The organism is Kitasatospora saccharophila (assembly GCF_039529925.1).
GTDB lineage: Bacteria > Actinomycetota > Actinomycetes > Streptomycetales > Streptomycetaceae > Kitasatospora > Kitasatospora saccharophila.
In genome coordinates this window covers 22,915-49,080 of sequence record NZ_BAAANS010000057.1, presented here as the reverse complement: position 1 = coordinate 49,080, position 26,166 = coordinate 22,915, and the positions used below count along the sequence as shown (strand labels likewise).

Sequence of the window (26,166 nt, the reverse complement as noted above, 5' to 3'; positions counted from 1 at the left end):
CCTCTCCCCCTCCTTCTCTCCACCCCTCCCCCGCTCTCCCTCCTCGCCCCGTCAGGGGCGCGGGGAACTGCGCGCCCGGCCACCCACCCAGCCGCACCCTCCCCACCCCGAATCAACCGCCCCCGAAAAACCCTTTGCGCCGCGTTCACCCCCACGCCTAAGGTGGCAACCGTCCCGCCGCGCCGCCGTGCGCCCGCGGGCCCGACGAGAGGAGGTGCAGACCGATGGTTGCCGCCGTGACGCGGTGCGCCTTCGTGTGCGCGCCATACGCCTCCCCCCGTCTTCGCCCCACCGGCTGACAGCGCGTCACTCCGCGCCCCGGTGGGCCACTCCCCAGGAGCCACCGCAGTGCGCGAGCGCTTTGCCGACAACGATTCCTTCTCCCGCATCCGCCCCAAGGGTGCTTCCCGTCGCGGCCGCCGGGCCGACCGCTTCGACGACTCCCAGCCCGAGTACGACTACTTCGCCGACACCGCCCTCGGCACCGACGCCGACACCGACGCCGACGCCGACGAGCAGCAGTACCCCGCCCCCGTGACCGACGGCCCCGCCACCGGCGACCGCTGGTCGACGTGGGACCAGTCCACCCCGACCGAGAAGGGCCCCGAGCCGCGCCCCGACTGGGTCGTCACCGAACTCGCGGCGGTCGACACCGAGTTGGGCATCGTGAAGACCGGCAAGGAGGCGGACGTCTTCCTGCTGGAGCGCTCCGTCCCCGGCACCACCCGCCGCACCCTGATGGCCGCCAAGCGGTACCGGGACGCCCAGCACCGGATGTTCCACCGGGACTCCGGCTACCTGGAGGGCCGCCAGCACAAGGAGTCCCGGGTCACCCGGGCGATGGCCAAGCGCACCGCCTTCGGCAAGGAGGCGATCGCCGGCCAGTGGGCGGCGGCCGAGTTCGGCGCGCTGTGCCGGCTCTGGTCGGCGGGCGTCGCCGTGCCGTACCCGGTGCAGATCACCGGCACCGAGATCCTGATGGAGTTCGTCGGCGACGAGAACGGCGCGGCCGCACCCCGGCTGGCCCAACTCCGCGCCGAGGAGGCCGACATCGACGACCTGTGGGCGCAGCTGGGCCGCAGCCTCGCCCTGCTGGCCTACGACGGCTACGCGCACGGAGACCTCTCGGCCTACAACATCCTGGTGCACCGCGGCCGCCTGGTGATCATCGACGTGCCGCAGATCGTCGACGTGGTGGCCAACCCGCGCGGCCTCTCCTTCCTGGAGCGCGACGTGCGCAACGTCGGCGCCTGGTTCGTCTCCCGCGGCCTCCCGCCCACCAGCGTCGAGGCCCTGGTCGACTCGCTGGCCACCGACGCCCGCCTGCGCCGCTGACCGGAACCGGCCCGCCCCTGACCCTGCCTCATCTCCGTTCCTCCACAAGCCAGTTGCACCAGGCAACGGGTGTAGAGTCTCGGCGGTCGGGCAGGGCGGGGGGCGGCACCGGCTTCCCCCTGCGCGTTCGAACGGCCAGAATCACTGCGGAGAAGTCGTACGACATGCTCGGGGGATGCGGGACATGTGGGGTCGGGGGACGGTCCTCGGGGGCCGGTACGCGCTCTCCGAGCGGCTCGGCAGCGGCGCGATGGGCGAGGTCTGGCGGGCCGAGGACCAGGTGCTGGGCCGCCAGGTCGCGGTGAAGATCGTCCTTCCGGCGCTGATGGAGGACGAGGTCTTCGCCGCCCGGTTCCGCCGCGAGGCGACGGTGCTGGCGGCGATGAACCACCGCGGTGTGGTGCACATCCACGACTACGGCGAGGACGGCACCGATCCGGACGCCAGGACCGCGTACATCGTGATGGAGCTGCTCTCCGGCAAGCCCCTCGACCGGGCCCGCGGCCGCGACCCCCTGCCGACCGACCGCGCGCTGGACGTCGCCGCCCAGGTGCTGGACGCGCTGCACGCCGCGCACCGGCAGGGCATCGTGCACCGGGACATCAAGCCGTCCAACCTGATGATCGACGCGGACGGGCGGGTCACCGTCACCGACTTCGGCATCGCCCGCTCGCTGGCCGACAGCCGGATCACCACCTCCCACGCGGTGATCGGCACCGCCCTGTACATGGCCCCCGAACGCGCCGAGGGCAAGGACGCCTCGGCCGCCTCCGACCTCTACTCGGTCGGCGTGGTGCTGTACGAACTGCTGGCCGGCGCGGTGCCGTTCACCGGCGGGACGCCGCTCGAAGTGGTGCTCAAGCACGTCCGCGAGCCGGTCCCCGACCTGCCGGAGGGCGTGCCCGGCCCGGTGCGGGCGGTGGTCGCCAGAGCGCTCGCCAAGGAGCCCGCGGAGCGCTACCCGGACGCGGCGGCGATGGCCGTCGCCGCCCGGCAGGCGATGTCCACCCCGGCCGGGCTCGGCACGGTGCTCAGCGGACCCGAGGCCGTCGAGGAGCCCCCGGCCGTCCCCGCCCCCGCGCCCGCCCCCGTCCCCGCCCCCGCGCCCGAACCCGCCGCGGCCCCGGCCCCGGCCGCGGCCACGAAGAAGCGTTCCGGGCGCCGCCGCCTGGCCACCCTGGTCCTGCCCGTGGTGCTGGTCACCGGCGGCGGGGTGACCGCCCAGCAGTTCGATCTGCTGCCCTGGCAGGAGCGGGAGTCCCACCGCACGGCCGACGGCACCCGGTCCCCCGGCGGCTCCGCCCCGGCCACCGGCCCGTCCGCCTCCTCCGCCGGCACCGCGCAGCCCGCTCCCGCCCCGTCGCCGTCCCCCTCCCCCGGCACCGACCCGTCCGGCGATCCCGCCCCGCCGAACACCGACCCCCCGCAGGGCTCCGGCACCGACGACGGCGGCGGCCGGGGCGGCGGGAGCGCCCCCGGCACCTCCGCCGGTTCCTCCGGCAACGGCAGCGGAACGGGCAGCGGCTCCTCGACCGCCTCGGGCGGCGGCTCAGGCGGCTCCGGCGGTTCGGGCGGCTCCGGTGGCTCGGGCGGCGGCTCCGGCAGCGGTGCGAACGGCGGCAGCACCCCCAAGCCGCCCCAGCAGACCACCACCGCCCCCAGCACCCCCACCACCCCGTCCGGCCCGGCCCCGGGCTGCGGCGGCGCCGGCTGGGGGAAGCTGGTCAACACCGGCAGCGGCCGCGCCCTCGGCCTCGGCTCCGACGCCGTCAGCGCGGGCGTCCCCGTGGTCTCCGGCGGCCACACCTCCTACGGCTGGGTCAAGTCCGTCACCAACGGCGCGACCACCTTCACCGCCTGCAAGGCCGACAGCGGCATCAACCTGGGCGCCCGCTACGCGACCAGCCCCAGCATCGCCGAACTCGCGGACAGCGGTTCCTTCGGCGACATGATCAGCTGGTACCTGGCCGACGCCGGTTCCGGCAACTTCCAGCTCAAGTTCGGCTACGGCCCGCAGGGCTGCCTGACCGACAACGGCAGCGGCAGCACCCTCACCGTCAACACCTGCAACCCGGGCGACAAGTCCCAGCTCTTCCGCTTCTCCTGACGCCCCGCCCCGACGCCCCACCCGCCAACGGCCACCCCCCGGCCACCCCCCAAGGGTCCCTACGGTCCCGCACGGTCCCGCACGGTCAATTCCCTTCCCGAATCCTCCTCCCGCGTAGGGGCGTTGTCCCCCTTCCGGGGCAGAATGCGGGCATGGCCGAACAGTACTTCTCCGCCTTCGCGGTGGACGCCGCCGCCCTGCTGCGCCTGCCCGGCTCGGGCGACCGCGCCCTCCCCGGCGTGCCGCCCTCCGCCGCGCTCGCCGAGCTGCTCTCCGGCCGGCTGCGCCCCGACCAGGACTCCCGCTACACCGCCCTGCTCCCGGCCCTGGCCGGGGCCTTCGGCACCCCGCTGGGCGCGGTCTCCGTCCCCGGCCGGCACTGGGACGAGCTGACGGAGGTCTTCACCGCCCTCGAACTCCCGGCCCTCACCGCGCTGTGGTCGCGCCCCTGGCCGTTCCCGGCCGGTGCCACCGACGACTGGCCGTGGCCGTACCCGACCCTCGCCGCCCGCGCCGACACCGGCGACCTGCTGGTCGAGCTGGCCGCGCTGGCCTCCGAGTCGGTGCACGAGCAGGGCGTCGAGGCGCTGGACGAGGACGACCTGGAGGAGGCGTCCTGGTTCCTCACCGAGCACCTGCCGGTCTGGACGTCCCGGGCGCACGCCCTGGACCTCGACCTGCTGCTGGTCCGCGACGGCGCCCGCTGAGCCCCGGAGCGGACCGGCCCCTCAGGACACCACGTCCTTCGCCGCGAAGCCGCGGAACGCCAGCGCCAGCAGCACCACCGCGTACGACAGCGACAGCACCACGCCCTGCACCATGCCGCCCCACTCCAGCCGTGGTTGGAGCGCGTCCGCCCAGGCGTACTGCCAGTGCGCGGGCAGCCACTCGCGCAGCGAGCCGAGCGCGGTGACGGCGTCCAGCACGCCCGTGATGATGGAGGCGAAGACCGCGCCGCCGACCGCGCCGAGCGGGGCGTCGGTGGCCGTGGAGAGCCAGAACGCCAGCGCGCCGATCACGATCTCGGCGAGGAACACGTACAGCACGGCGATCCCCAGCCGGGGCAGCGCCTCGGTGGCGGTCAGGCTCGCCCCGGTGGGCAGCTTCAGGTCGCCCCAGCCGTACGCGGCGGTGCCGACCACCAGTCCGACCGCGGGCAGCAGCACCACCGCGGCGGCCGAGAAGGCCATCGCCACGGTGAACTTGCGCACCAGCAGCCGGGCCCGGGGCACCGGCGCGGCCAGCAGGTAGCGCAGCGAGGACCAGCTCGCCTCGGAGGCGACCGTGTCGCCGGAGAACAGCGCGACCGGGATGACCAGCAGGAAGCCGGTGCCGACGAACAGCATCGTGGTGGCGAAGTTGACCCCGGAGGAGGTCGCCAGCTCGATGAACGTGGTGCGGTTCTCCCGCCCGGGCGTGCCGCCCAGCTGGAACGCGGCCAGCAGGACGAACGGCAGCGCGGCCAGCACCCCGCCGACCACCAGGGTGCGGCGGCGGCGCAGTTGGCGCATCGCCTCGACCCGCAGCGGCAGCGTCCGGCCGGGCCGGTAGCCGGGTGCGGCGCTCTCGCCCGCCGGGCCGATCGCGGTCCCGCTCGTGCCGCTCGTGCCGCTCATGCCGCTCCTCGGATCAGGGACAGGAAGGCGTCCTCCAGTCGGCGCTGCGGGCCGATGCCGGTCACCGGCACGCCCAGGCGCACCAGTTCGGCGGTCAGCCGGCTCGCGGGCAGGCCGTCCAGGCGCACCAGCAGTCCGGCGTCCACCGCCTCGGCGGAGGCGATGCCGGCCAGTCCGGCCAGTTTCCCGGCGACCGCGTCGGCGCCCTCGAAGCCGTCCTCGACGGAGACCAGCAGCTGTTCGCCCGCGCCGGTGATCTCCGTGGTGGGCCCGGCGACCACCAGCTGTCCGCGTTCCATCACCACCAGGTGGGTGCAGGACTGCTCGACCTCGGCGAGCAGGTGGCTGGAGACGATGACGGTGCGCCCGGCGGCGGCGTACCGGACCATCACCTCCCGCATCTCGCGGATCTGCGGCGGGTCGAGCCCGTTGGTGGGTTCGTCCAGGATCAGCAGGTCGGGCAGGCCGAGCATGGCCTGGGCGATGGCCAGGCGCTGCCGCATGCCCTGCGAGTAGGTGCGGACGGCGCGTTCGAGGGCCTCGCCGAGGCCGGCGATCTCCAGTGCCTCGGCGAAGTGCGCGTCCTCGACGGGGCGCCCGGTGGCGGCCCAGTACGACTCCAGGTTGGCCCGGCCGGACAGGTGCGGCAGGAAGCCCGCGCCCTCGACGAACGCGCCGACCCGGGAGAGCACCGGCGCGCCCGGCCGGATCGCCTGGCCGAAGACCCGGATCCCGCCCGCGTCGGGGCGGATCAGGCCCATCAGCATCCGCAGCGTGGTGGTCTTGCCGGCGCCGTTGGGGCCGAGCAGCCCGAGCACCTGCCCGCGCTCGACCCGGAACGACAGCTCGCGCACCGCGTACCGGTCGGTCGAGCCCTTGTACTTCTTCGACAGTCCGGTGATCACCAGCGGCACGTCCGCCAGCTCCGGGTCCGGCGCGGGGGCGGCGTCCCGCCGCCGCCGGGCGAACACCAGCAGTGCGGCGGCGGCCAGCGCGACCAGCGGCAGCACCCAGGTCCGGTCCGGCACCGGCGCGGACTCGGTGCGCAGTCCGGGCACCGTGGGCACGGTCAGCGGCCCGTCGGCGGCGACGGTGTACGTGGCGGGCTGCGCGGGCGAGGCGTACGCCAGGTCGGTGCTGGCGAGCACCAGGCGCAGCCGGTGCCCGGCCGGGAACTGGTGCTCCACGGCGGGCAGCGCGATCCGCACCGTCCGGCCGCCGGGCGCGTCCGCGCCGGTCACCCGCAGCGGCGCGACGAGCTGCTGCGGCAGGGTCTGCTTGCCGTCGGGGGCGACGTCGTACAGCTTGGCGAACAGCACGGCCTCGGGGGTGTCCGCGGCGACCCGCACCGACACGGCGGAGGCGCCGGTCAGGTCCAGGGAGGCGGTCAGCGGCGCCGAGTCGAAGGAGGCGTACTGGCCGGGGAAGTCGATGGACAGGCCGGCGCCGAGCGTGGACAGCTGGGAGAGCGCGCCAATGCCGGGCAGCGTCGAGATGTTCGGCGGCGACCCGCCGGGCGGGTTGGCGATCCGCTGCTCGCGGCCGGTCAGGGCGACCTCGCGCCGCGCCGTGCCGTCCAGGCCGGGGTAGGCGTCGGCGTCCGCGCCGCGCAGCACCGCCTGGAAGCCGGTGGAGTCGACGCCGCCGGTGCGGGTGACCCGGAACGCGGGGCCGGTGCCGGTGCCGTCGCCCTTGAGGTAGTGGTCGAACCAGGCGGTGATCCGGGCGTCCGCGCGGGTGCTGGTCTCCTGGCCGCCGTCGTGGCCGGCGCCGAACCAGTCGACCGCGACGGGCGCGCCGTTCGCGGCGACGGCCGCGGCGATCCGGTCGCCCTGGTCGAGCGGGAACAGCGAGTCCTGCTGGCCCTGGACGACGAGCGTCGGCACCTTGATCCGGTCCGCGACGGCGGAGGGGCTGGAGTGCTCCAGCAGTTTCACCGCGTCCGCGTCCGGCCGCCCGGCCGCCGCGACCCGGTCGTACATCTCGCACAGCTCCGCCCGGAACCGCCCGCAGCCCACCGGGCCGTCCCCGGAGTCCGCGCCCGCACCCGTGGAGGAGCCGGCGGCCAGCCCCGCGGACAGGCCGGAGGAGGAGCCGGTGGTGAAGAAGATCCCGGCCCACAGCTTCTTGAACACCCCGTCGGCGGCCGAACTCCCCCGCACGGCCTGCGGGAACAGCGCGTCCGCCAGGTCGAACCAGGTGATCTGCGGGGCGATCGCGTCGATCCGGCCGTCGTACCCGGCGGCCAGCAGCGACACCGCCCCGCCGTACGAGGCGCCGGTGACGCCGACCTTCGGGTCGCCGGGGGCGTCGAGCTGCACCTCGGGGCGCTGCGCCAGCCAGTCCAGCAGCCGGGAGACGTCCGCGACCTCGCGCTCGGGCTGGTTCAGGCCGATCTGCCCGGTGGACTTCCCGAAGCCGCGCGCCGACCAGGTCAGCACCGCGTACCCCTGCCGGGCCAACTCCTCGGCGCGCGGGCGCAGTTCGTCCTTCGACCCGCCGAAGCCGTGGGCCAGCAGCACCGCCGGGCGGCGCCCGGAGCCGCCCGCGGTGAAGAACGAGGTGTCGATCCGGACGCTGTCGGCGCTGCCCGCGACCTCGGGCATCTCCAGGAAGCGGTCCTCGCGGTGCACCGCCTCCGGCTGCCCGGCCAGCGCGACCGATCCGCCGCCGACCAGCAGCGCGGCCGCCACCGCGCCGGCCAGCACCGCCCTGCGCCTGGTCCACCACCCGCGCCACGCCCCACCGAAGCCCATGGCAGGTGATCCTAACCGGGCGGCCGGTAAGGAAGCCGTCAGGCCGCCCCGGACCGCACCCGCGCAACGCCCCGCCCCCCGCGCGGGTTCCCGAACCGGTGCGATCCCCCACGGTAGGGTGCGAATCCCCCACCACCGGACGCCACCGAGGTGACCCGTGTTCTGGCCGCTCGCCAGCCTGCTCACCGCCGTCTTCGCCACCCTGTTCGCCGGCTGGCTGGTCGACCAGGTCCTCCAGCGCCTCGCCGACCGCCACCCCGACGCCCCGGTCTGGGCGCAGCTGCGCCGCTGCCGCGTCCCGCTCCAACTGGTGCTGCTGTCCGCGCTGCTGCTGGCCGCCCAGCCGGTGCGCCGGATCTTCCACAGCGACGACGACGCGGTCCGGCACGGCGTGCTGCTGGTGCTGATCGGCTCGCTCGGCTGGCTGACCGTCCGGGTGCTGGCCGCCGTCATCGAGGCCGCCTTCAGCCGCTACGAGACGGTCACCGAGGACGCCTCCCGGGTGCGGCGGGTGCGCACCCAGCTCGGCCTGGTCCGCCGGGTCGGCTCCGCCGTGGTCTGGGTGGTCACCGGCGGCGCGCTGCTGCTGACCTTCGACGCGATGCGCACCGTCGGCGCCAGCCTGCTCGCCTCCGCGGGCATCATCGGCATCGTCGCGGGCATCGCCGCCCAGTCCGCCCTGGGCAACTTCTTCGCCGGGCTGCAGATCGCCTTCAGCGACACCGTGCGGATCGGCGACACCGTCGTGCTGGACGGCCAGCAGGGCACCGTCGAGGAGATCACCCTCTCCTACCTGGTGCTGCGCCTGTGGGACGAGCGCCGGCTGGTCGTCCCGGTCTCCTACTTCGTCTCCAAGCCGTACGAGAACTGGACCCGCCGCGACCCCGGCCTGCTCGGCTGGCTGCTGCTGCACCTCGACCACCGCACCCCGGTCGACGCGCTCCGCGCCGAGCTGGGGCGCTACCTCGCCGGCAGCGGCCTCTGGGACGGCCGGGACTGGTCCCTCACCGTCTCCGACACCACCCCGTCCACCGTGGTGGTCCGCGCCGCGATGACCGCCCGCGACCCGGACGCCACCGCCGCCCTCAAACTCGCCGCCCGCGAGCACCTGTTGGCGTACCTGCGCGACCACCACCCGGAGTCCCTGCCGCGCGTGCGCACCGACTGAGCGCGCGGCAGGGCCGTCCTGCCGCTACAGCACCCGCGTCATCGTCCGGTGCGGGATCCCGGCGTCGTCGTACACCGGCCCCTCGGCCGCGTACCCGAGCCGCTCGTAGAAGCCGAGCGCCTGCACCTGCGCGTGCAGCTCCACCTCGCGGGCGCCCCGCTCGCGGCCCAACTCCTCGACGGCGCGCACCAGTCGCGCGCCGAGACCGGTCCCGCGGGCGGCGGCGACCACGGCGAGCCGGCCGAGCAGCACCCGGCCCTCGGTGCCGCCGGTCATCGCCAGCGCCTCGGCGCCGGAGATCAGCCGGGCGGTGCCCAGCGCCGCCCCGTCCGGCCCGACGGCCAGCAGGTGCGCGGAGGTCTCGTCGTACTCGTCGTACTCCAGCTCCGGCGGCACGTGCTGCTCGACCACGAACACCTCGTGCCGGACGCCGCGCGCCAGCGCCATGTCCGCGTCCCCTTCGACCACCCGGATCGAAGCCCCCATCTCAGCTCTCCTTCGCGATGACGTCCAGTGCGTGCTGCAGGTCCTCGGGGTAGGCGGAGGTGAACTCCACCCAGCGCCCGTCCTCCGGGTGCTCGAAGCCGAGCGAGACGGCGTGCAGCCACTGCCGGGTCAGGCCCAGCCGCTTGGCCAGCGTCGGGTCGGCGCCGTAGGTGAGGTCGCCGACGCAGGGGTGCCGCAGCGCGGACATGTGCACCCGGATCTGGTGGGTGCGGCCGGTCTCCAGCTTGATGTCGAGCAGGGACGCGGCCCGGTACGCCTCGATCAGGTCGTAGTGCGTGACGGAGGGCTTGCCGTCGCGGGTGACGGCCCACTTCCAGTCGCTGCTGGGGTGGCGGCCGATCGGCGCGTCCACGGTGCCGGACAGCGGGTCGGGGTGGCCCTGGACCAGCGCGTTGTACTTCTTCTCGGTGACCCGGTCGTGGAACTGCCGCTTCAGGTCGGTGTAGGCCCGCTCGGACTTGGCGACCACCATGATCCCGGAGGTGCCGACGTCCAGCCGGTGCACGACGCCCTGGCGCTCGGCCGCGCCGGAGGTGGAGATCCGGTACCCGGCGGCGGCCAGACCGCCGATCACGGTCGGGCCGGTCCAGCCGGGGCTGGGGTGCGCGGCCACGCCGACCGGCTTGTCGATGACGACGACGTGGTCGTCGTCGTGGATGATCCGCATGCCCTCGACCGCCTCGGCGACGACCTGCACCGGCGCCGCGGGGGCCGGGATCTCGACCTCCAGCCAGGAGCCGGCGGTGACCCGGTCCGACTTCCCGGCGACCGCGCCGTCCAGGGAGACCTTGCCCTCGGCGGCGAGTTCGGCGGCCTTGGTGCGGGAGAACCCGAACATCCGGGCCAGGGCGGCGTCCAGCCGCTCGCCCTCCAGGCCGTCGGGTACGGGGAGGCTACGGGTCTGCGCTGCGATACTCACCCACCCGAGTATGCCCGACCCGCACCGGCCCCCCGCCCCACCGGGGCCCGCCCCGGCCACCGTCCGCACCCCGTCCGGAAGCCCGCGCGCCCCGCCCCGGGGCCCGCCCGCACCCCGTCCCCGGGCCGCCGCGGGCACCGCCTAGCATCGGAGCCGCACCACCACAGACGGCCCGGTCGACGGCGACGGGGCCGCAGCGAGGGGGGACGGACCCATGAAGGCCCGCACGATAGGCACCGCCGCCGCGGCCGCGGTGGCCGCGCTCGCGGCCCGCGACCTGCTGCAGAAGCGGCACGCGCTGCTGCGCAACTTCCCGGTGGCCGGGCACGCCCGCTACCTGCTGGAGCGGATCGGCCCGGAGCTGCGGCAGTACATCGTGACCTCCAACGAGGAGGAGCGCCCGTTCAGCCGGGACCAGCGCAGCTGGATCTACGCCTCCGCCAAGGAGGAGAACAACTACTTCGGCTTCGGCACCGAGGTCGACGTCGCGCACGTCCAGGGCCACGCCTACCTGAAGCAGCGCACCTTCGCCGGCCCGCTGCCCGACCTGCACGACCCGGCCGCCCCGCTGCCCTCGGCGAAGGTGCTGGGCGGCCCGCGCGGGCGCGCGCGGGCGTTCCGGCCGGGCAGCGTGGTCAACGTCTCCGCGATGAGCTTCGGCTCGCTCTCCGGCGCCGCGATCGCCGCCCTGAACGAGGGCGCCGCGCAGGCCGGGGCGCTGCACAACACCGGCGAGGGCGGCCTGTCCCCGTACCACCGCGAGGGCGGCGGCGACCTGGTGCTGCAGCTGGGCACCTCCTACTTCGGGTGCCGCGACGAGCACGGGAACTTCGACCTGGCCAGGCTCCGGGAGGTGGTGGCCTCCGCCCCGGTCCGGGCGATCGAGATCAAGCTCTCCCAGGGCGCCAAGCCGGGCCTGGGCGGCATGCTGCCGGGCGCGAAGGTCACCCCGGAGATCGCGGAGATCCGCGGTATCCCGGCCGGGAAGGACTGCGCCTCGCCGTCCCGGCACAGCGCCTTCGGCGACACCGACTCGATGCTGGACTTCGTCGAGCTGCTGGCCGCCGAGACCGGCCTGCCGGTCGGGATCAAGAGCGCGGTGGGCGAACTGGGCTTCTGGCGGGAGCTCGCCTCGATGATGGCCCGCGGCGACCGCGGCGTGGACTTCGTGACCGTCGACGGCGGCGAGGGCGGCACCGGCGCGGCGCCGCGGATGTTCGCCGACTCGGTGTCGCTGCCGTTCCGGATGGGCTTCTCCCGGGTCTACGGCACCTTCGCCGAGGTGGGCCTGACCGACCGGCTGACCTTCATCGGCTCCGGCAAGCTCGGCCTGCCCGAGAACGCCGCGGTGGCCTTCGCGCTGGGCGCCGACATGGTCAACGTGGCCCGCGAGGCGATGCTGTCGATCGGCTGCATCCAGGCCCAGAAGTGCCACACCGACCGCTGCCCGACCGGCATCGCCACCCAGAACCCGTGGCTGGCCCGCGGCGTCGACCCGGCCTCGAAGGCCACCCGGGCCGCGCACTACCTGCGCACCCTGCGCCGGGAGCTGCTCAAGGTCTCCTCGGCCGTCGGCGTCGCCCACCCCGCGCTGATCACCCCGGACGACATCGAGGTGCTGAACGGCGACTACGAGGCCCGCACACTGGCCGCGGTCTACGGCTACAAGGACGGCTGGGGCCGACTCGGCCCGGAGCTGGCCGAGGAGGCCACCCGGCTGCTCACCGCCTGAGCATCACCCCAGCAGCGCCACGCCGACCACCGCCGTCGCCGCCAGCACCAGCACGGCGGCGGCGTGCACCGCGACGTCCCACCCCCAGGAGCGGCGGTCCGCCGCCGGGTCCAGGGTGAACTCGGCCGGGTCCGCCGGCGTGTGGTGCACCGTCACCTCGCGCCCGCGCGCCCGGCCCGGGTCGGCGAGGTGCGCGGTGCAGTGCGCGGTGACGGCGGTCCCGTCGCGGGTGGTGAACGCGACGACGGGGGTGAGGGTGGTGATCGTCGAGCCGTCGTCCTCGTCGACCCGGACGTCCCGGAACACGGCGACGATCCGCCCCGGCACCGCGTCCATCGCGGCCAGCCGCGCCCGCTTGCCCCGCCGGTCCCGGACGGTCCCCGGCAGGTACAGCAGCCCGGACAGCGCCCACGGGCCCGCGCCGCCGACCAGCGCCCACGGCCAGGCCCAGCGGATCGCGGCCAGCGCCACCAGGCCCGCGTACCCGGCGAACAGCGCGCCGGCCGGGCCCGCCAGCCCGCGCGAGGGCGGCTCGGGGGCGTTGGCGAACCGGTGCTCGTCGGGCCGGCCCCCGGGGTGGCTGACCCCGATCTCCCGGCCCGCCCAGGCCGCGGTGAGCGTCTCGCCGCGCCCGTCGTCCCCCTGGACGACGACCTCCCGGCCGGTGTCCGGGTCCCGCCAGGCGACGGTCACCGGGATGCCGCCGATCCGCGAGGCGCCGTGCCGCACCTCCCCGACCCGCTCGATCCGCCCGGCCAGCCGCACCGTCCGCTGCGCCTTCGTCACCCCGGCCAGCGAGCGCGCGGCGCCGACCAGCGCCACCGCGCCCCACGCCCCGCTCCACAGCAGCAGGAACCCGTCCCACCCCACGCGCCCTCCCCGGCCCGCCGTCCCGTCCTTGTCGGCACTGTGCCCGCCGGGGCGCCCCTGACACGCGGGTGCCCGCCGGACCTGGAGTCCGGCGGGCACCCGTACGACTGCGGGAGGCGGAGCGCTCAGCCCTCGCCGCTCTCCCCGGTCTCCGCCGCGGCCTTCTGCTCCGCCTTGGGGGCCGGCCCGCCGTGCGTGGTGCCGTCCGGGTTGGAGCCGCGGAAGGAGAGCAGGACGACCAGGATGCCGCCGCAGACGATCGCCGAGTCGGCGAGGTTGAAGACCGCGAAGTGCTGGACCGAGATGAAGTCGACCACGTGCCCGCGCAGCACCGAGGGGGCGCGGAACAGCCGGTCGGTGAGGTTGCCGAGCGCGCCGCCGAGCAGCAGGCCCAGCGCGATCGCCCAGGGGAGGCTGTACAGGCGGCGGGCGATCCGCCAGATCACCACGATGACGCCGGCCGCGATCGCGGTGAACAGCAGCGTCATGGCCTGTCCCATGCCGAACGCGGCACCGGCGTTGCGGATCACCTGGAAGGTCATCCAGTCGCCGATCACCTCGATCGGCTCGCTGCGGCCCTCCAGCTTGGCGACCACCAGCAGCTTGGAGCCGAGGTCGATCAGGTAGGCGAGCACCGCGACGGCCAGCAGCAGGCTGATCCGGCGGCGGCGCACCACCACGCGGGCGCCCTCGGCTGCGGTCGCGCCGGCGCCCTCCGGCTGCTCCGGCTGCTCCGGCTGCTCCGGCGCGGACTCCGACCGGCTCACCGGCTCGTCCTCCCCGGTGGGCCGGGCGGTGGGGACGGCGTCGTCCTGGGTCTGGTGGGAACCTGGCGTGCTGATGATCCGCTCCGCTGCCGTGTGGAATGCGCCGGGTGGAATGCCGGTCGACGTGCTTGGGGACGAGGGTACGGCACCGCCCGCCCCGTTGGCCGCCGCGGCCGGGAGATTGCCCGGGCCGCGGGCGCCGGCCGACCGGCATCCGTTCTCAGCGGCGTTCCTGCTTGGCCTTGCAGCTGACGCAGAGGGTGGCGCGCGGGAACGCCTGGAGGCGGGCCTTGCCCACGGGCTGGCCGCAGGACTCGCACAGGCCGAAGCCGGTGCCCTCCAGCCGGGCCAGCGCGCGCTCGGTCTGGGCGAGGCTGTCGCGGGCGTTGTTGGCGAGCGAGAGCTCGCTCTCCCGGTTGATGTTCTTGGTGCCGGCGTCGACCTGGTCGTCGCCCGCGCCGTCGTTGGAGTCCCGCATCAGGCCGGCGATGGCGGCCTCGGAGGCTTCGATCTCGGCGCGCAGCCGAACGATGTCGGCGGCCAGTTCGTCGTGCAGTTCGGCGACCTCCTCGGCCGTCCACGGGTCCTCCCCGGGGCGGACCGGCAGCTCGGCCGGGTCCACCGCCTCGGCGCCGCCGCGGGCTCCGCTGCCCGCCGGCACGTGGTTGCGGCTGCTCGCCGCGGTGTGTCCGGTGGTGCCGGTCTTTCGCCGCGCAGTACTCACGGTCCCCTCCCCTGGGTCGCCGGCCACGGCCTCGCGCGACCTCTTGGTCACGGTTCCTGTCGCCTTCTCAGCCATGGCTTTCGACCTCATTCACGAATGATCAGAAGCGTCGGTTCCCGACGATCTTGCCGGTCCCGGAACGATAAACCTCATCGAATCGGCCCACAACGGGACATACCGAAGCACCTTCCCGATTCCCACCCGCGCAGCCGCCGCCGGGTCGGCGCTGCACAGGTTGTGCCCAGATCGCCCCCGGCTAACCACCCGGCCCCCGGCTCGCGGGTGCGCGAAACGGCTTGCGGGGGCCGATACACTGGGCCCTGCAAGGCGCAGATGGGACGAGTACCGACGTACGCAGCCAGCAGCGACCCGGGGGCGGTGTGAGCCCGGGGGTGTGCGCGGCGGGAAGATCACCCCGGAGCCGCCGGAAGAACGGCCCCCTCCGGGGCCCAGTAGAACCGGCCGCAAACCCAAAGAGAGGGCCGCAGCGCGCGCGGTCAAGGAGGGTGGTACCGCGGGGCGGCTCGCCGTCTCGTCCCTCCGTCGGAGCCAGTCCACGCATCCGCCGGAGGTAGACGCCCCATGTCGCCCACGTACAACGCCGTTCCCCCGCAGGTGAGCCTGCCCGCGCTCGAACACCGGATCCTGTCGTTCTGGCAGGAGGAGCGGGTCTTCCAGCGCAGCCTGGAGCAGTCCGAGGGCCGCCCCGAGTGGGTGTTCTACGAGGGTCCGCCCACCGCGAACGGCATGCCGGGCGCGCACCACATCGAGGCCCGGGTCTTCAAGGACGTCTTCCCGCGCTACCGCACGATGAAGGGCTACCACGTGGCCCGCAAGGCCGGCTGGGACTGCCACGGCCTGCCGGTCGAGCTCGCGGTGGAGAAGGAGCTGGGCTTCTCCGGCAAGCCGGACATCGAGAAGTACGGCATCGCCGAGTTCAACGCCAAGTGCCGCGACTCGGTGACCCGGCACACCGACGCCTTCGCCGAGCTGACCGAGCGGATGGGCTACTGGGTCGACCTCGACCAGGCGTACCGCACCATGGACCCGTCCTACATCGAGTCGGTCTGGTGGTCGCTGCAGCAGATCTTCGACAAGGGCCTGCTGGTCCAGGACCACCGGGTCGCCCCCTGGTGCCCGCGCTGCGGCACCGGCCTCTCCGACCACGAGCTGGCCCAGGGCTACGAGACCGTGGTCGACCCCTCGGTGTTCGTCCGCTTCCCGCTGACCTCCGGCCCGCTGGCCGGCACCGCCGCGCTGCTGGTGTGGACCACCACCCCGTGGACGCTGGTCTCCAACACCGCCGCCGCCGTCCACCCCGGGGTGACCTACGTGGTCGCCACCGACGGCGACGAGCGCCTGGTGGTCGCCGAGCCGCTGCTGGCCAAGGCCCTCGGCGAGGGCTGGGAGGCCACCGGCGAGTCCTTCACCGGCGCCGAGATGGAGCGCTGGGCCTACCGGCGGCCGTTCGACCTGGTAGAGATCCCGGACGCGCACTACGTGCTGACCGCCGACTACGTCACCACCGAGGACGGCACCGGCATCGTCCACCAGTCGCCCGCGTTCGGCGCCGACGACCTCGCGACCTGCCGCCGCTACGGCCTGCCGGTGGTCAACCCGGTGGAGACCGACGGCACCTTCGCGCCCGACGTGCCGCTGGTCGGCGGGGTGTTCTTCAAGAAGGCCGACGAGACCCTGGTCGCCGACCTGCAGGCCCGCGGCCTGCTGTTCCGCCACCTCCCGTACGAGCACAGCTACCCGCACTGCTGGCGCTGCCACACCGCGCTGCTCTACTACGCGCAGCCGTCCTGGTACATCCGGACCACCGCCGTCAAGGACGCGATGATCCGCGAGAACGAGGCCACCAACTGGTACCCGGAGACGGTCAAGCACGGCCGCTTCGGCGACTGGCTGAACAACAACATCGACTGGGCGCTGTCCCGCAACCGCTACTGGGGCACCCCGCTGCCGATCTGGCGCTGCGCGGACGACCACCTGACCTGCGTCGGCTCGCTCGCCCAGCTCTCCGAGCTGACCGGCACCGACCAGTCCGGCCTGGACCCGCACCGCCCGTACATCGACGAGGTCACCTTCCCCTGCCCGCAGTGCTCCACCACCGCGGTCCGGGTGCCCGAGGTGATCGACGCCTGGTACGACTCGGGCTCGATGCCGTTCGCGCAGTACGGCTACCCGTACCGCAACAAGGAGCTGTTCGAGCGGCGCTACCCGGCGCAGTTCATCTCCGAGGCGATCGACCAGACCCGCGGCTGGTTCTACACGCTGATGGCGGTCGGCACCCTGGTGTTCGACAAGAACTCGTACGAGAACGTCGTCTGCCTGGGCCACATCCTGGCCGAGGACGGCCGCAAGATGTCCAAGCACCTGGGCAACATCCTGCAGCCGATCCCGCTGATGGACGAGCACGGCGCCGACGCGGTGCGCTGGTTCATGGCCGCCGGCGGCTCGCCCTGGTCGGCCCGCCGGGTCGGCCACGGCACCATCCAGGAGGTGGTCCGCAAGACCCTCCTCACCTACTGGAGCACCGTCTCCTTCCAGGCCGTGTACGCCCGGATCGCCGAGTGGGCCCCCTCCGCGAACGACCCGGCCCCGGCCGACCGCCCGGTGCTCGACCGCTGGGTGCTGTCCGAACTGCACACCCTGGTGCGCGAGGTGGACGCCGCCTACGAGGCGTACGACACCCAGCGGGCCGGCAAGCTGCTGTCCGGCTTCGTCGACGACCTGTCCAACTGGTACGTCCGCCGCGGCCGCCGCCGCTTCTGGCGGGGCGACGCCGCCGCGCTGGCCACCCTGCACGAGGCGCTGGAGACCGTCACCCGGCTGATGGCCCCGCTCACCCCGTTCATCACCGAGCGGGTCTGGCAGGACCTGGTCGTCCCGGTCACCCCGGACGCCCCGGTCTCCGTCCACCTGAGCAGCTGGCCGGTCGCCGACGAGAGCCTGGTCGACCCCGAACTGGCCAAGCAGGTGGCGCTGGTGCGCCGCCTGGTCGAGCTCGGCCGCGCCACCCGGGCCGGCAGCGGCGTCAAGAACCGCCAGCCGCTGCTGCGCGCGCTGATCGCCGCCCAGGGCTGGGAGGAGCTCCCCGCCGACCTGCGGGCGCAGATCTCCGAGGAGCTCAACGTCCTGGAGCTGGAGTCCCTCGCCGGGGTGGGCGGCTCGCTGGTCGACACCTCCGCCAAGGCCAACTTCCGGGCGCTGGGCAAGCGTTTCGGCAAGGGCGTCCAGGACGTCGCCAAGGCGGTGGCCGCCGCCGACGCCGCGAAGCTCTCCGCCGAGCTGCGCGCCACCGGCACCACCTCGGTCGAGCTGAACGGCGAGACGGTCGCCCTCTCCCCCGAGGAGGTGGTCATCACCGAGACCCCGCGCGAGGGCTGGGCCGTCGCCAACGAGTCAGGTGCCACCGTCGCCCTCGACCTGACGATCACCCCGGAGCTGAAGCGCCTCGGCGTGGCCCGCGACGCGGTCCGGCAGGTCCAGGAGGCCCGGAAGAACTCCGGTCTGGAGATCACCGACCGGATCCACCTCCAGCTCGCCAGCACCGACCAGGACACCCTGGAGGGCCTCACCGAGCACCAGTCGCTGATCGCCGCCGAGGTGCTGGCCGAGACGATCGGCCTGACCATCACCGACCCCGACGCCCCGCGCTTCAGCGCCGAGGACCTCGCCCTGGAGTTCACCCTCCGCAAGGCGTGACGGCCGGGGGCCGGAAACGGGGGGACCGCGCGACCGGCACAGCGGTCGCGCGGTCCCCCCGTCCCTCCGTCAGCGGCCGGCCACCCGGTCGACGAAGGCCAGCACGCGGTTCCACGAGTCCACCGAGGCGTCGAGGAAGTCGCCCTGCTTCACGTCGAAGAAGCTGTGCGGCGCGCCTTCGTAGGTGACCACCTCGTGGTCGACCCCCGCCGCCGCGAGGGCCTCCTCGAACTCCTTCACGTGCTGCGGCGGGATCCCCGGGTCGTCGCCCGCCATCAGGGCGAGCACCGGGGCCCCGAGCTCCGCGGCGCGGCCGGTGGGGCCGGGGGCGCCGTCGGGGCCGGGAGCGGGCCAGCAGTAGTAGCCGATGGTGCCGGCCAGCTCGCGGTCCCGGATGGAGGCGAGGACCGCGAGGCGGCCGCCGATGCAGAAGCCGATCGTGAACACGGCCCGGCAGTTGCCGCCCTCCGGCGAGCGGAGGTGGGCGATCGCGGCGCTGAGGTCCTCGTGGAGCTGGCGCGGCGTGAGCCGCCGCATGTGCTCCTGGTACGGGAAGTCCTCCGCGCGCTGGTCGACCCCGGCGGTCCGACCGTAGTAGTCGACCACCAGCGCGGTGTGCCCGTGCTCGGCGAACCGCAGGCCGAGCTCGCGGTAGAAGCCGTACAGTCCGCGGACGTCGGGGAGGACCACCACGCCGACGCCGGTCGGGGCCTCGCCCACCGCGCGGAAGGCGGCGAACTCGGTGCCGTCGGCGGAACGCAGGGCGAGCAGCTCGGCCGAGGCGACCTCGCCGGGACCGTGCTCCACGGGCGGGGCGGAGTCGGGGTCGAAACACATGTCGGGCTCCAGGGTCGTTGCAGCAGGTTTCAGTCGATCCGGTGCACGACGCTCACCGGGACGGGGAACGGCGGCCGACCGACGCCCTCGATCCGGTAGCGCTGCCAGAGGTCCGGGTCGCCGAGCGTGCCGGTGGCCTGCCCGTGCGGGGTCCGCAGGACGGCGTCCGCGCGGCCCGAGCCGACCAGCTCGGCCAGCTCGGCGTCGGCCTGGAGCCGCCCGTACCAGTGGTAGCGGCCGTCCAGCGGCTGGAAGTAGCCCGCCAGCCTGCCCCGGACCGGCAGGCTGCGCCCGTCGATCTCCAGGACCGCTGCCCCCATGTACCCGTCCTCGTCGTGCGCGTCCCCGTCGTGGGCGTCCTCGTCGTACGCGTCGTCATCGTCCCCGTACGCGTCGTGACCGTCACGACTACTGTGCACCGTCAGCGCCGTCATGTCAGGAGATCCACCCCGCCTCGCGCCAGACCTTCTCGGAGGAGCCGCCGATCAGGCCGATCTTCTTGTAGTACGCGGCGATCCGCTCGGCGCCGTACGCGGCGTTCTCCTTGGCGTACGGGCTGGCCTTGGCCTGGGCGATGGCGACCTTCGGGTCCAGGCCGGCCCGCTGGTAGATCAGCGGGTTGTAGCGGCCCTCGCGCATGCTCTTGACCACGTTCGCCAGGAACTTGCGCAGCAGGTCCAGCTTGAAGCTGGACAGGGTCGGCACGAAGCGCTCCAGCTCGGTGCGGGCGAAGCTGATGTGCCGGGCCTCCTCGACGACGTGGATCCGGGCGACGCTGCGCACCACCGGCTGGAGGGTCTCGTCGTTGGCCTGCTCGCGCTGGAAGCGGTCGAAGAACTCCTCGGTGAGCAGGATCAGCGCCCACAGCGCGGGCACCGGCGCGAAGGTCTTGAGGACCAGGCCGCTCTTGAGGGTCTTCTCCGGCGTCGGGTAGATCTCGCTGCCGATCTTCTCGACCAGCTTGGCGAACATGATCATGTGCCGGACCTCGTCGGCCACCTCGGTCAGCGCGAACTGGACCTGCGGGGTGGAGACGTCGCGCTTGTAGACGTAGCGGGAGACCAGGTGCAGCAGGATGTGCTCGGTCCACACGCCCATGGCCACCGAGGAGGCCAGCTCCTCACGGCTGACCAGGATCTTCTGCTCCAGGCTGAGGGTGTCCCACAGCTCGGTGCCGTACAGCGAGCAGCGCTTCTCGGCCAGGAACCACTTGCCCTCCTCCAGGGGGGCCTCCCAGTCGATGTCGACCATCGGGTCGTAGGAGTGCCGGGCCGAGGCGACGAGCAGCTGGGCGGCCTTCTTCGTCTGCCGGGCCAGCGGGTCGGTCTTCTCCATCAGGTCGGTCATCGTTCCTCCTCCTTGGGGGCCGTTCCGGTCGCGACGAGCCCGTGGACGTCGACGGTGACTTCGGCGGCCACCGGCCAGCCGGCCAGCACCGCCACCGTGTACCGGGCCGCCAGGACGCCGAACAGGTGTGAGGTGTAGACGAGTTGCGGGATGCTGTACTCGGTGTCGGCGCCGTTGGCCCGGATGTCCTGGACCAGGTCCTCGGGGACCAGCTCGCGGGGGATGATCCGCAGCAGCAGGTCCCAGACCCGCTCGGCGCCGAGGTGCTCCTCGGTGACCCGGCCGGCCAGCGGCGCGGGGTCGACCCGGTAGTCGTAGTACCGGACGAACTGGGTGCCCGACATGTCGTAGCCGGAGACCACCGGGACGCCCCGGCGGGCGGCCTCCCGGTGCAGCAGGAACTTGGCGCGCCAGCCGGCCAGCGTGGTGACGTCGACGCCGTCGATGACCACGTCCACGCCGTCCAGCAGCTCCCGCACGTTGTCGTCCTGGACGCCGGTGCCGTACACCCGGGCCCGGGCGTGCGGGTTGACCTCGCGGATCGTCCCGGCGGCCCGGTCGGCCTTGTTCCGGCCGAGGTCGTCCAGCCGGGCGTGCTGGCGGTTGAGGTTGTTGAGCTCGTACTCGCCGGGCTCGGCGAGCACGAAGTCCTGCACCCCGAGCCGGACCAGCGGTTCGACCGCGGCGCCGCCGGTGGAGCCGCAGCCGGCGATCAGCACCCGGGCCTTGCCGAGCGCGAGTTGCGCCGACTCGGGGATCAACCCCCGGTTGCGGACCGTGAGTTCGGCGTAGTAGTCGTCGGCGGTGAGGGCGCGGGCGCCAGCTGCCGTCTCGGTCATATCGCGACCCTTCTGAGTTGTCCGCCGACCGAGCCGACCATCGACCGGAAGCCGTGCAGCAGGTCCTCGTGGGCCAGTGCCTCGGTCAACCGGTCGGTGAGCCGGTCGAGTTCGGCTCCCTGTGGGGCGCGGGCGGCGAACGCCTTGACCACCTCGCGCGCGGTGTAGAGCGGGAACATCAGGTCGTCGTCGGGCAGCGAGGGGGTGGTGCCCTCCAGCACGGTGATCTCGCGCAGGCTGCGCAGGGTGCGCTGGATGGCCACGCCCTCCTCGCCGTCCCCGACCAGGACCTTGACGGCCGGACGGATGCGGCCGAGTGCGGTGTAGAAGCCGAGCATCAGTTCCAGGGTGACCCGCAGCCTGGTGGCGCCGTCGTCGCCGGCCTGCGGGGTGCGGTGGACCAGCCGCTTGACCTCCCAGATCTCCCTGGTGGCGACCGGCTCGTCGAACTCGACGTGGTCGAACAGGTTGACCCGGTGGGCCTGCTCGCACGGGAACGGCGGACGGGCCGCGTCCCGCGGGTCCTGCGGGGCGCCGTCGGGGGCGCCGACGAGCGAGACGTAGCGCAGGATCGCACCGCTGCGCTCGTCCATGGCGAGGACGTGCACCTCGTTGGCGGCCGTCCCGCCGTGCGGCTCCGTGAACAGCGCCCGCCGGTAGGCGAGTTCCTCGCTGGCGAAGCCCAGCCGCAGGTACTGGGCGAGCCGGAACCCGTAGATGCCCAGCAGGTAGCGGTGCGGGATGCCCTGGTGGCGGGCCGCCAGGACGACCAGGCCGTCCTGGCGGCGGGCCAGGTAGAGCAGGTCGTCGGGACGGACTGCGGCGGCGAGGCCGCGCAGGTTCATCCGGTCGTGGACAGCCCGCACGTCGGCGACGAACCGGTCTTGAACCGCGGTCTGCGTCCCGTTCATCGTCACTCCTCGGAGGTCAGGCCCGGTGGCCGTAGAGCGCGTTGGTGACGGCCAGGGCGAGCACCTCGGGGGTGCCCTCGTAGATCCGCGCGCCGAAGGACTCGCGGACGAACTTCTCGACGTCGTAGTCCCGGCAGTAGCCGCGGGCGCCGAGGATGGACATCGACTCCTCGGCGACCTCGATGGCGATCCGGTCGGCGAACAGCTTCGCGACGGCGGGGCCGTAGGTCGGGGCGGGGAGCATGTTGTCGGCCTGGTAGGCGGCCTGCAGGTAGAGCAGCCGGGCCGCGTCGATCTTGGCGGTCATCTCGGCCAGCTTCCGGGCCGTGAACTGGTGCTGGTAGAGCGGCAGCCCGCCCTGGACGCGCTCGCCGGCGTAGCGGTGGGCGATCTCGAAGGCGCCGCGGGCGACGCCGACCGAGATGGCGGCGACGGTGGAGCGGGCCTGGTTGGACTGCATGGTGAGGAAGCCCCAGCCGCCGCCCTCGCCGAAGGCGATGTTCTCGACCGGCACCCGGACGTCCTCGAAGAGCAGCGTGGTGCCGAGGCAGGCGCGGTAGCCCATCTTGTCGGCGACCGGGCCGCGGGTGACGCCGGGGGTGTCCAGCGGCACGATGAAGGCGGTCAGGCCGTCGGCGCCCGGGTGGCCCTCCAGGTTGGCGAAGACGGTGGCCCACTCGGCGACCTTGCCGTTGGTGATGAACCGCTTGATGCCGTTGAGGACGTACTCGTCGCCGTCCCGGCGGGCGGTCATCACCTCCTGGGCGACCGGGGAGTTGTCCGGGATGAGCAGGTCGCAGCCGGCCACCTCCTCGGTGATCGCGTTGCAGGCCAGCACCGGCTCGTCACCGAGGAACTGGGGCAGGAAGCGGGCCTGCAGGTGCGGGTCGCCGGAGGTCAGCACGCTGGTCTGGCCGAGCAGCGAGGCGCCGAAGATCAGCGCGGTGGAGGCGCAGACCGCGGCCAGCTCCTCCAGCACGACGGCGACGCCGAGCGTGCCGACGCCGCGGCCGCCGAGCTCCTTCGGGATGGTGAGCCGCAGCAGGCCCAGCTCGTGGCCCTTGCGGACGATCTCCCAGTCGAATTCGTCGTGCGGGGCGAGGTCATTGGCCAGGCGCCGCGGCTTGACCACGGTCTCGGCGAACTCGCGTGCCTCGTCGCGCAGTTGCTCGACGTCGGGCGGGAGCTGGAAGAACGAGGGCATCGCGGCGGCGCTGAGGGCGCCGAGATCGGAAAGGGTTGCCGGGTTCTTGAGCTCGAAGGCGGTGGTCACGGAAAGCACTCGCAATCGTCAGTGTTCGAAGAAGGGGGTCGGTCAGGCCGCCTGGCGGGCGACTGCGGCGTACGCGGCGCCGACCCGGGGCAGCACGTCGCCGAGCTGGCGGAGTCGGGTGACCGGGCCCTTGACGGTCAGCAGTCGGGCGGCGGCGGCGCGCGGCAGGCTCAGCTGCCCGGTGAGCAGCTTGTGGAGGGTGTCGCCGCTGAGCTCGAAGCGCAGGGTGGCGCCGTCCTGCGGGAACTCGTCGAAGGTGACACCGTCGCCGGAGAGCAGCGCGACGGTCTCCGGGTCGCGCTGGACGAACAGCAGGGACAGGCCGCGCTCCTTGAGGATGGCGGTCAGCTCGGCGTCGTCCAGCAGCGCGGTGAGGGTCTGCTGGAGCAGGGTGGCGTTGGCGGTCATGGCCTTCCTTCGGTCTGGGAGTGGGTGGTCAGGCGCGACCGGCCAGGGCGCGGCCCCGAACGGCCGGCGGCTCGGGCAGGCCGCGGATCAGGTCGGCGGCCCGCTCGGCGAGCATCACGGTGGGCGCGTGGGTGTGGCCGCGTGGTACCACCGGCATGACGGAGGCATCGACGACCCGGAGGCCGGTGGTACCACGCACCCGGAGTTCCGGGTCGACCACGGACGTTTCGTCCGCACCCATCCGGCAGCTGCCCACCGGGTGGTAGAGGGTTTCGGCGTGCCGGCGGACCAGCTCGGCCAGGCCCCGGTCATCGGCCTCGTGCAGGCCCGCCAGCAGCGGCTGGCCGACCACGTGGTCGAGTTCGGGCCGGGCGAGCAGCTGCCGGGCGGCCTTGACGCCGGCGATGGTGGTGGCGAGGTCGCGGCCGTCGGCGTCGGCGAGGAAGCCCGGGTCGATCAGCGGCGCGACGGCCGGGTCCGCGGACTGCAGCCGGACGCTGCCGCGGCCCTCCGGCTGCAGCAGCACGACGCCGAGGGTGACGCCGTTCTGCGCCTCGCCGCGGCCGCTGTCGAGGAACGGCACCAGCATCCAGACGAGTTCGACGTCCGGTCCGGGCAGCCCTTCCTCGGTGGCGAGGAAGACCAGGGCCTCGGCGAGGTTGGAGCTCAGCGGGCCGCGGCGGTGCCGGAAGTACTCCAGGGCCTGTTCGGCGTGCTGGTCCAGCCCCGGCGAGATCTCCTGGCGGGCGCTCATGGCGAGCGGCACGTACAGGTGGTCGCTGAGGTTCTTCCCGACGGCGGGCAGCGCGACCTCGACCGGGATGCCGAGCCGGTCGAGCTCGGCCGGGTCGCCGATGCCGGACAGCTGCAGCAGCTGGGGGCTGCCGACGGCGCCGGCGCTGAGCACCACCTCGCGGCGGGCGGTGATCTGCTGGACGCCGTCGGGGCCGCTGACCTCGACGCCGACCGCCCGGCGGCCCTCCAGCAGCACCCGGCGCACCAGGGCGCCGGTGACCACGGTGAGCTGCGGGCGCTGCTGCGCGGGGCGCAGGTAGGCGTCGGCGGCGCTCCAGCGGCGGCCGTTGCGCTGGGTGACCCGGACCGGTCCGACGCCCGGGCGGGCGCTGGTCTCGCCGTCGCCGACCGCCGGGTACCCGGCCCCGGCGCAGGCGGCGAGGAAGGCGGCGGTGGCCGGGCTGGGGTCGCGCAGGTCGTCGACGGGGATCGGCCCCTCGGTGCCGTAGCCGTCCCGGCCGCTCTCGCCGACCCGGCCCTCGGCCCGCTGGTAGTAGGGCAGGACGCGGTCCCAGCCCCAGCCGGTGGCCCCCGCGGCGGCCCAGCCGTCGAAGTCGGCGCGGTGGCCGCGGGTCCAGATCTGGGCGTTCAGCGAGGAGGACCCGCCGAGGGTGCGGCCGCGCGGGAAGAAGATCCGGCGGCCGTCGAGGCCGGGCTGTTCGGTGGTGCTGTACGCCCAGTCGAAGGCGCTGCCGAACAGCTTGGGGAACGCGGCCGGGATGCTGATCTCGGCGGCCCGGTCGGGCCCGCCGGCCTCGATCAGCACCACGGTGGACCCGTCGGCGCTGAGCCGGTCGGCCAGCACGCAGCCGGCCGAACCGGCGCCGACGACCACGTAGTCGGCGGTGGTCATGCCGGCCTCCCCGCGGTGACGGGCTGCCGGGACTCGGCCAGGGCGCGGATGATCTCGCCGGCCAGCACGGCGTGGCCCTCCATGGAGAAGTGCATGCCGTCGGCGCTCATCAGGGTGGGCGAGGTGCGCACCGGGTGGTCCCACATCTCGACCAGGGTGGCGCCGTGCCGGGCGGCCACGGCGCGGATCCGGTCGTTGAGCCGGGACACCAGGAGCCGGAGCTCGGCGAACTCGGGGAACGCCTCGAAGACGTCGCACACCGTGAAGGCGAAGACGTGCGCGCCCTGCCCGGTGAGGGCGGCGTAGACGGCCTCCAGGTTCTCCTCGGCCGCGTCCAGGTCGGGGGACGGGGAGAACAGGTCGTTGCCGCCGGCGGCGACGTTGACCAGGTCGGGGCGGAACTCCAGGACCCGTTCCAGCTGGGTCTCGCGGACCTCGCGGGTGCGCAGCCCGACCACGCCGGTGTTGAGGTAGGCGAGGTCGGGCGCGCCGCCGCGCAGCGCGGTGGCGACCCGCTCGGGCCAGGAGACGTCCGCGTAGCCGGCGCAGGGGCCGCCGACGCCCGCCGCGAAGCTGTCGCCCATCACGGCGAAGCGTCGCCATCCGGTGCCCGAGAGCAGTCTGCCGGCGGCCTCGTCGCTCAGGCAGTACGGGTCCGCTTCCTCGATCGAACGGTCATTCGTCATGT

22 protein-coding genes are annotated in these 26,166 nt (G+C 73.9%); 6 read left to right on the top strand and 16 right to left on the bottom strand.

The window, feature by feature from the left end:
- Positions 1–348 precede the first annotated feature (348 nt).
- The 3 genes from ABD345_RS31650 to ABD345_RS31640 all read left to right on the top strand — a co-directional run bounded on the left by ABD345_RS31650 (position 349) and on the right by ABD345_RS31640 (position 4,149).
- Entirely contained in the window at positions 349–1,335 is a 987-nt protein-coding gene (locus ABD345_RS31650; RefSeq protein WP_344557168.1) for a serine protein kinase RIO, read from the top strand.
- A gap of 175 nt (positions 1,336–1,510) precedes the next feature.
- On the top strand, positions 1,511–3,442 hold the full coding sequence (locus ABD345_RS31645; RefSeq protein ID WP_344557167.1) for a serine/threonine-protein kinase: 1,932 nt from the start codon (positions 1,511–1,513) through the stop codon (positions 3,440–3,442).
- Positions 3,443–3,594: 152 nt separating this feature from the next.
- Complete coding sequence (locus ABD345_RS31640) at positions 3,595–4,149, top strand: hypothetical protein (RefSeq protein ID WP_344557166.1); 555 nt, start codon at positions 3,595–3,597, stop codon at positions 4,147–4,149.
- Between the two features lie 21 nt (positions 4,150–4,170).
- Here the strand turns inward: ABD345_RS31640 and ABD345_RS31635 are convergent, their stop codons facing one another.
- Both ABD345_RS31635 and ABD345_RS31630 read right to left on the bottom strand, forming a co-directional pair.
- Positions 4,171–5,058 (bottom strand): ABC transporter permease, encoded by an 888-nt coding sequence (locus ABD345_RS31635; RefSeq protein ID WP_344557164.1) that lies wholly within the window; start codon positions 5,056–5,058, stop codon positions 4,171–4,173.
- Positions 5,055–7,814, bottom strand: coding sequence for an alpha/beta fold hydrolase (locus ABD345_RS31630; RefSeq protein WP_344557162.1), 2,760 nt, complete (start codon positions 7,812–7,814; stop codon positions 5,055–5,057). The genes ABD345_RS31635 and ABD345_RS31630 overlap by 4 nt, the downstream gene beginning before the upstream one ends.
- Before the next feature lie 157 nt (positions 7,815–7,971).
- Between ABD345_RS31630 and ABD345_RS31625 the strand changes: the two genes are divergently transcribed.
- Complete coding sequence (locus ABD345_RS31625; RefSeq protein WP_344557160.1) at positions 7,972–8,982, top strand: mechanosensitive ion channel family protein; 1,011 nt, start codon at positions 7,972–7,974, stop codon at positions 8,980–8,982.
- Between the two features lie 24 nt (positions 8,983–9,006).
- Here ABD345_RS31625 and ABD345_RS31620 read toward each other — a convergent pair whose 3' ends face one another.
- Both ABD345_RS31620 and ABD345_RS31615 read right to left on the bottom strand, forming a co-directional pair.
- Positions 9,007–9,468: a GNAT family N-acetyltransferase gene (locus ABD345_RS31620; protein WP_344557158.1), complete on the bottom strand. Its 462-nt coding sequence runs from the start codon at positions 9,466–9,468 to the stop codon at positions 9,007–9,009.
- Between the two features lies 1 nt (position 9,469).
- Complete coding sequence (locus ABD345_RS31615; protein WP_344557156.1) at positions 9,470–10,408, bottom strand: RluA family pseudouridine synthase; 939 nt, start codon at positions 10,406–10,408, stop codon at positions 9,470–9,472.
- Between the two features lie 214 nt (positions 10,409–10,622).
- Here ABD345_RS31615 and ABD345_RS31610 point away from each other — a divergent pair, with 214 nt between their 5' ends.
- Complete coding sequence (locus tag ABD345_RS31610) at positions 10,623–12,140, top strand: FMN-binding glutamate synthase family protein (RefSeq protein ID WP_344557154.1); 1,518 nt, start codon at positions 10,623–10,625, stop codon at positions 12,138–12,140.
- A gap of 3 nt (positions 12,141–12,143) precedes the next feature.
- Here ABD345_RS31610 and ABD345_RS31605 read toward each other — a convergent pair whose 3' ends face one another.
- The 3 genes from ABD345_RS31605 to ABD345_RS31595 form a co-directional block, all read right to left on the bottom strand.
- Complete coding sequence (locus tag ABD345_RS31605; RefSeq protein ID WP_344557152.1) at positions 12,144–13,010, bottom strand: DUF3592 domain-containing protein; 867 nt, start codon at positions 13,008–13,010, stop codon at positions 12,144–12,146.
- Between the two features lie 125 nt (positions 13,011–13,135).
- Complete coding sequence (lspA, locus tag ABD345_RS31600) at positions 13,136–13,777, bottom strand: signal peptidase II (protein WP_344557150.1); 642 nt, start codon at positions 13,775–13,777, stop codon at positions 13,136–13,138.
- A 220-nt stretch (positions 13,778–13,997) separates the two neighbouring features.
- Positions 13,998–14,501, bottom strand: coding sequence for a TraR/DksA family transcriptional regulator (locus tag ABD345_RS31595; protein WP_344557148.1), 504 nt, complete (start codon positions 14,499–14,501; stop codon positions 13,998–14,000).
- A gap of 582 nt (positions 14,502–15,083) precedes the next feature.
- Between ABD345_RS31595 and ileS the strand changes: the two genes are divergently transcribed.
- On the top strand, positions 15,084–18,215 hold the full coding sequence (gene ileS / locus ABD345_RS31590; protein WP_344557146.1) for an isoleucine--tRNA ligase: 3,132 nt from the start codon (positions 15,084–15,086) through the stop codon (positions 18,213–18,215).
- 69 nt (positions 18,216–18,284) lie between these two features.
- Here ileS and ABD345_RS31585 read toward each other — a convergent pair whose 3' ends face one another.
- The 9 genes from ABD345_RS31585 to ABD345_RS31545 are packed head-to-tail and all read right to left on the bottom strand — an operon-like array spanning position 18,285 to position 26,164.
- The gene (locus tag ABD345_RS31585) at positions 18,285–19,052 is read right to left on the bottom strand and encodes a dienelactone hydrolase family protein (protein WP_344557142.1); all 768 of its coding nucleotides are present in this window, start codon (positions 19,050–19,052) and stop codon (positions 18,285–18,287) included.
- 29 nt (positions 19,053–19,081) lie between these two features.
- Positions 19,082–19,486, bottom strand: coding sequence for a DUF4873 domain-containing protein (locus tag ABD345_RS31580; RefSeq protein ID WP_344557140.1), 405 nt, complete (start codon positions 19,484–19,486; stop codon positions 19,082–19,084).
- A 1-nt stretch (position 19,487) separates the two neighbouring features.
- Positions 19,488–20,399, bottom strand: a complete 912-nt coding sequence (locus ABD345_RS31575) for an AurF N-oxygenase family protein (RefSeq protein WP_344557139.1) — start codon at positions 20,397–20,399, stop codon at positions 19,488–19,490.
- On the bottom strand, positions 20,396–21,238 hold the full coding sequence (locus tag ABD345_RS31570) for a HesA/MoeB/ThiF family protein (protein WP_344557138.1): 843 nt from the start codon (positions 21,236–21,238) through the stop codon (positions 20,396–20,398). The genes ABD345_RS31575 and ABD345_RS31570 overlap by 4 nt, the downstream gene beginning before the upstream one ends.
- Positions 21,235–22,149 carry a hypothetical protein gene (locus ABD345_RS31565; protein ID WP_344557136.1) on the bottom strand — a complete coding sequence of 305 codons (915 nt, stop codon included), beginning with the start codon at positions 22,147–22,149 and terminating at the stop codon, positions 21,235–21,237. The genes ABD345_RS31570 and ABD345_RS31565 overlap by 4 nt, the downstream gene beginning before the upstream one ends.
- A gap of 16 nt (positions 22,150–22,165) precedes the next feature.
- Complete coding sequence (locus ABD345_RS31560; protein ID WP_344557134.1) at positions 22,166–23,422, bottom strand: acyl-CoA dehydrogenase family protein; 1,257 nt, start codon at positions 23,420–23,422, stop codon at positions 22,166–22,168.
- A 42-nt stretch (positions 23,423–23,464) separates the two neighbouring features.
- Positions 23,465–23,830 (bottom strand): hypothetical protein, encoded by a 366-nt coding sequence (locus tag ABD345_RS31555; protein ID WP_344557132.1) that lies wholly within the window; start codon positions 23,828–23,830, stop codon positions 23,465–23,467.
- A gap of 28 nt (positions 23,831–23,858) precedes the next feature.
- On the bottom strand, positions 23,859–25,478 hold the full coding sequence (locus tag ABD345_RS31550; protein ID WP_344557130.1) for a GMC family oxidoreductase: 1,620 nt from the start codon (positions 25,476–25,478) through the stop codon (positions 23,859–23,861).
- Positions 25,475–26,164: an SGNH/GDSL hydrolase family protein gene (locus ABD345_RS31545; RefSeq protein ID WP_344557128.1), complete on the bottom strand. Its 690-nt coding sequence runs from the start codon at positions 26,162–26,164 to the stop codon at positions 25,475–25,477. Before ABD345_RS31545 ends, ABD345_RS31550 begins: the two co-directional genes overlap by 4 nt.
- Positions 26,165–26,166 lie beyond the last annotated feature (2 nt).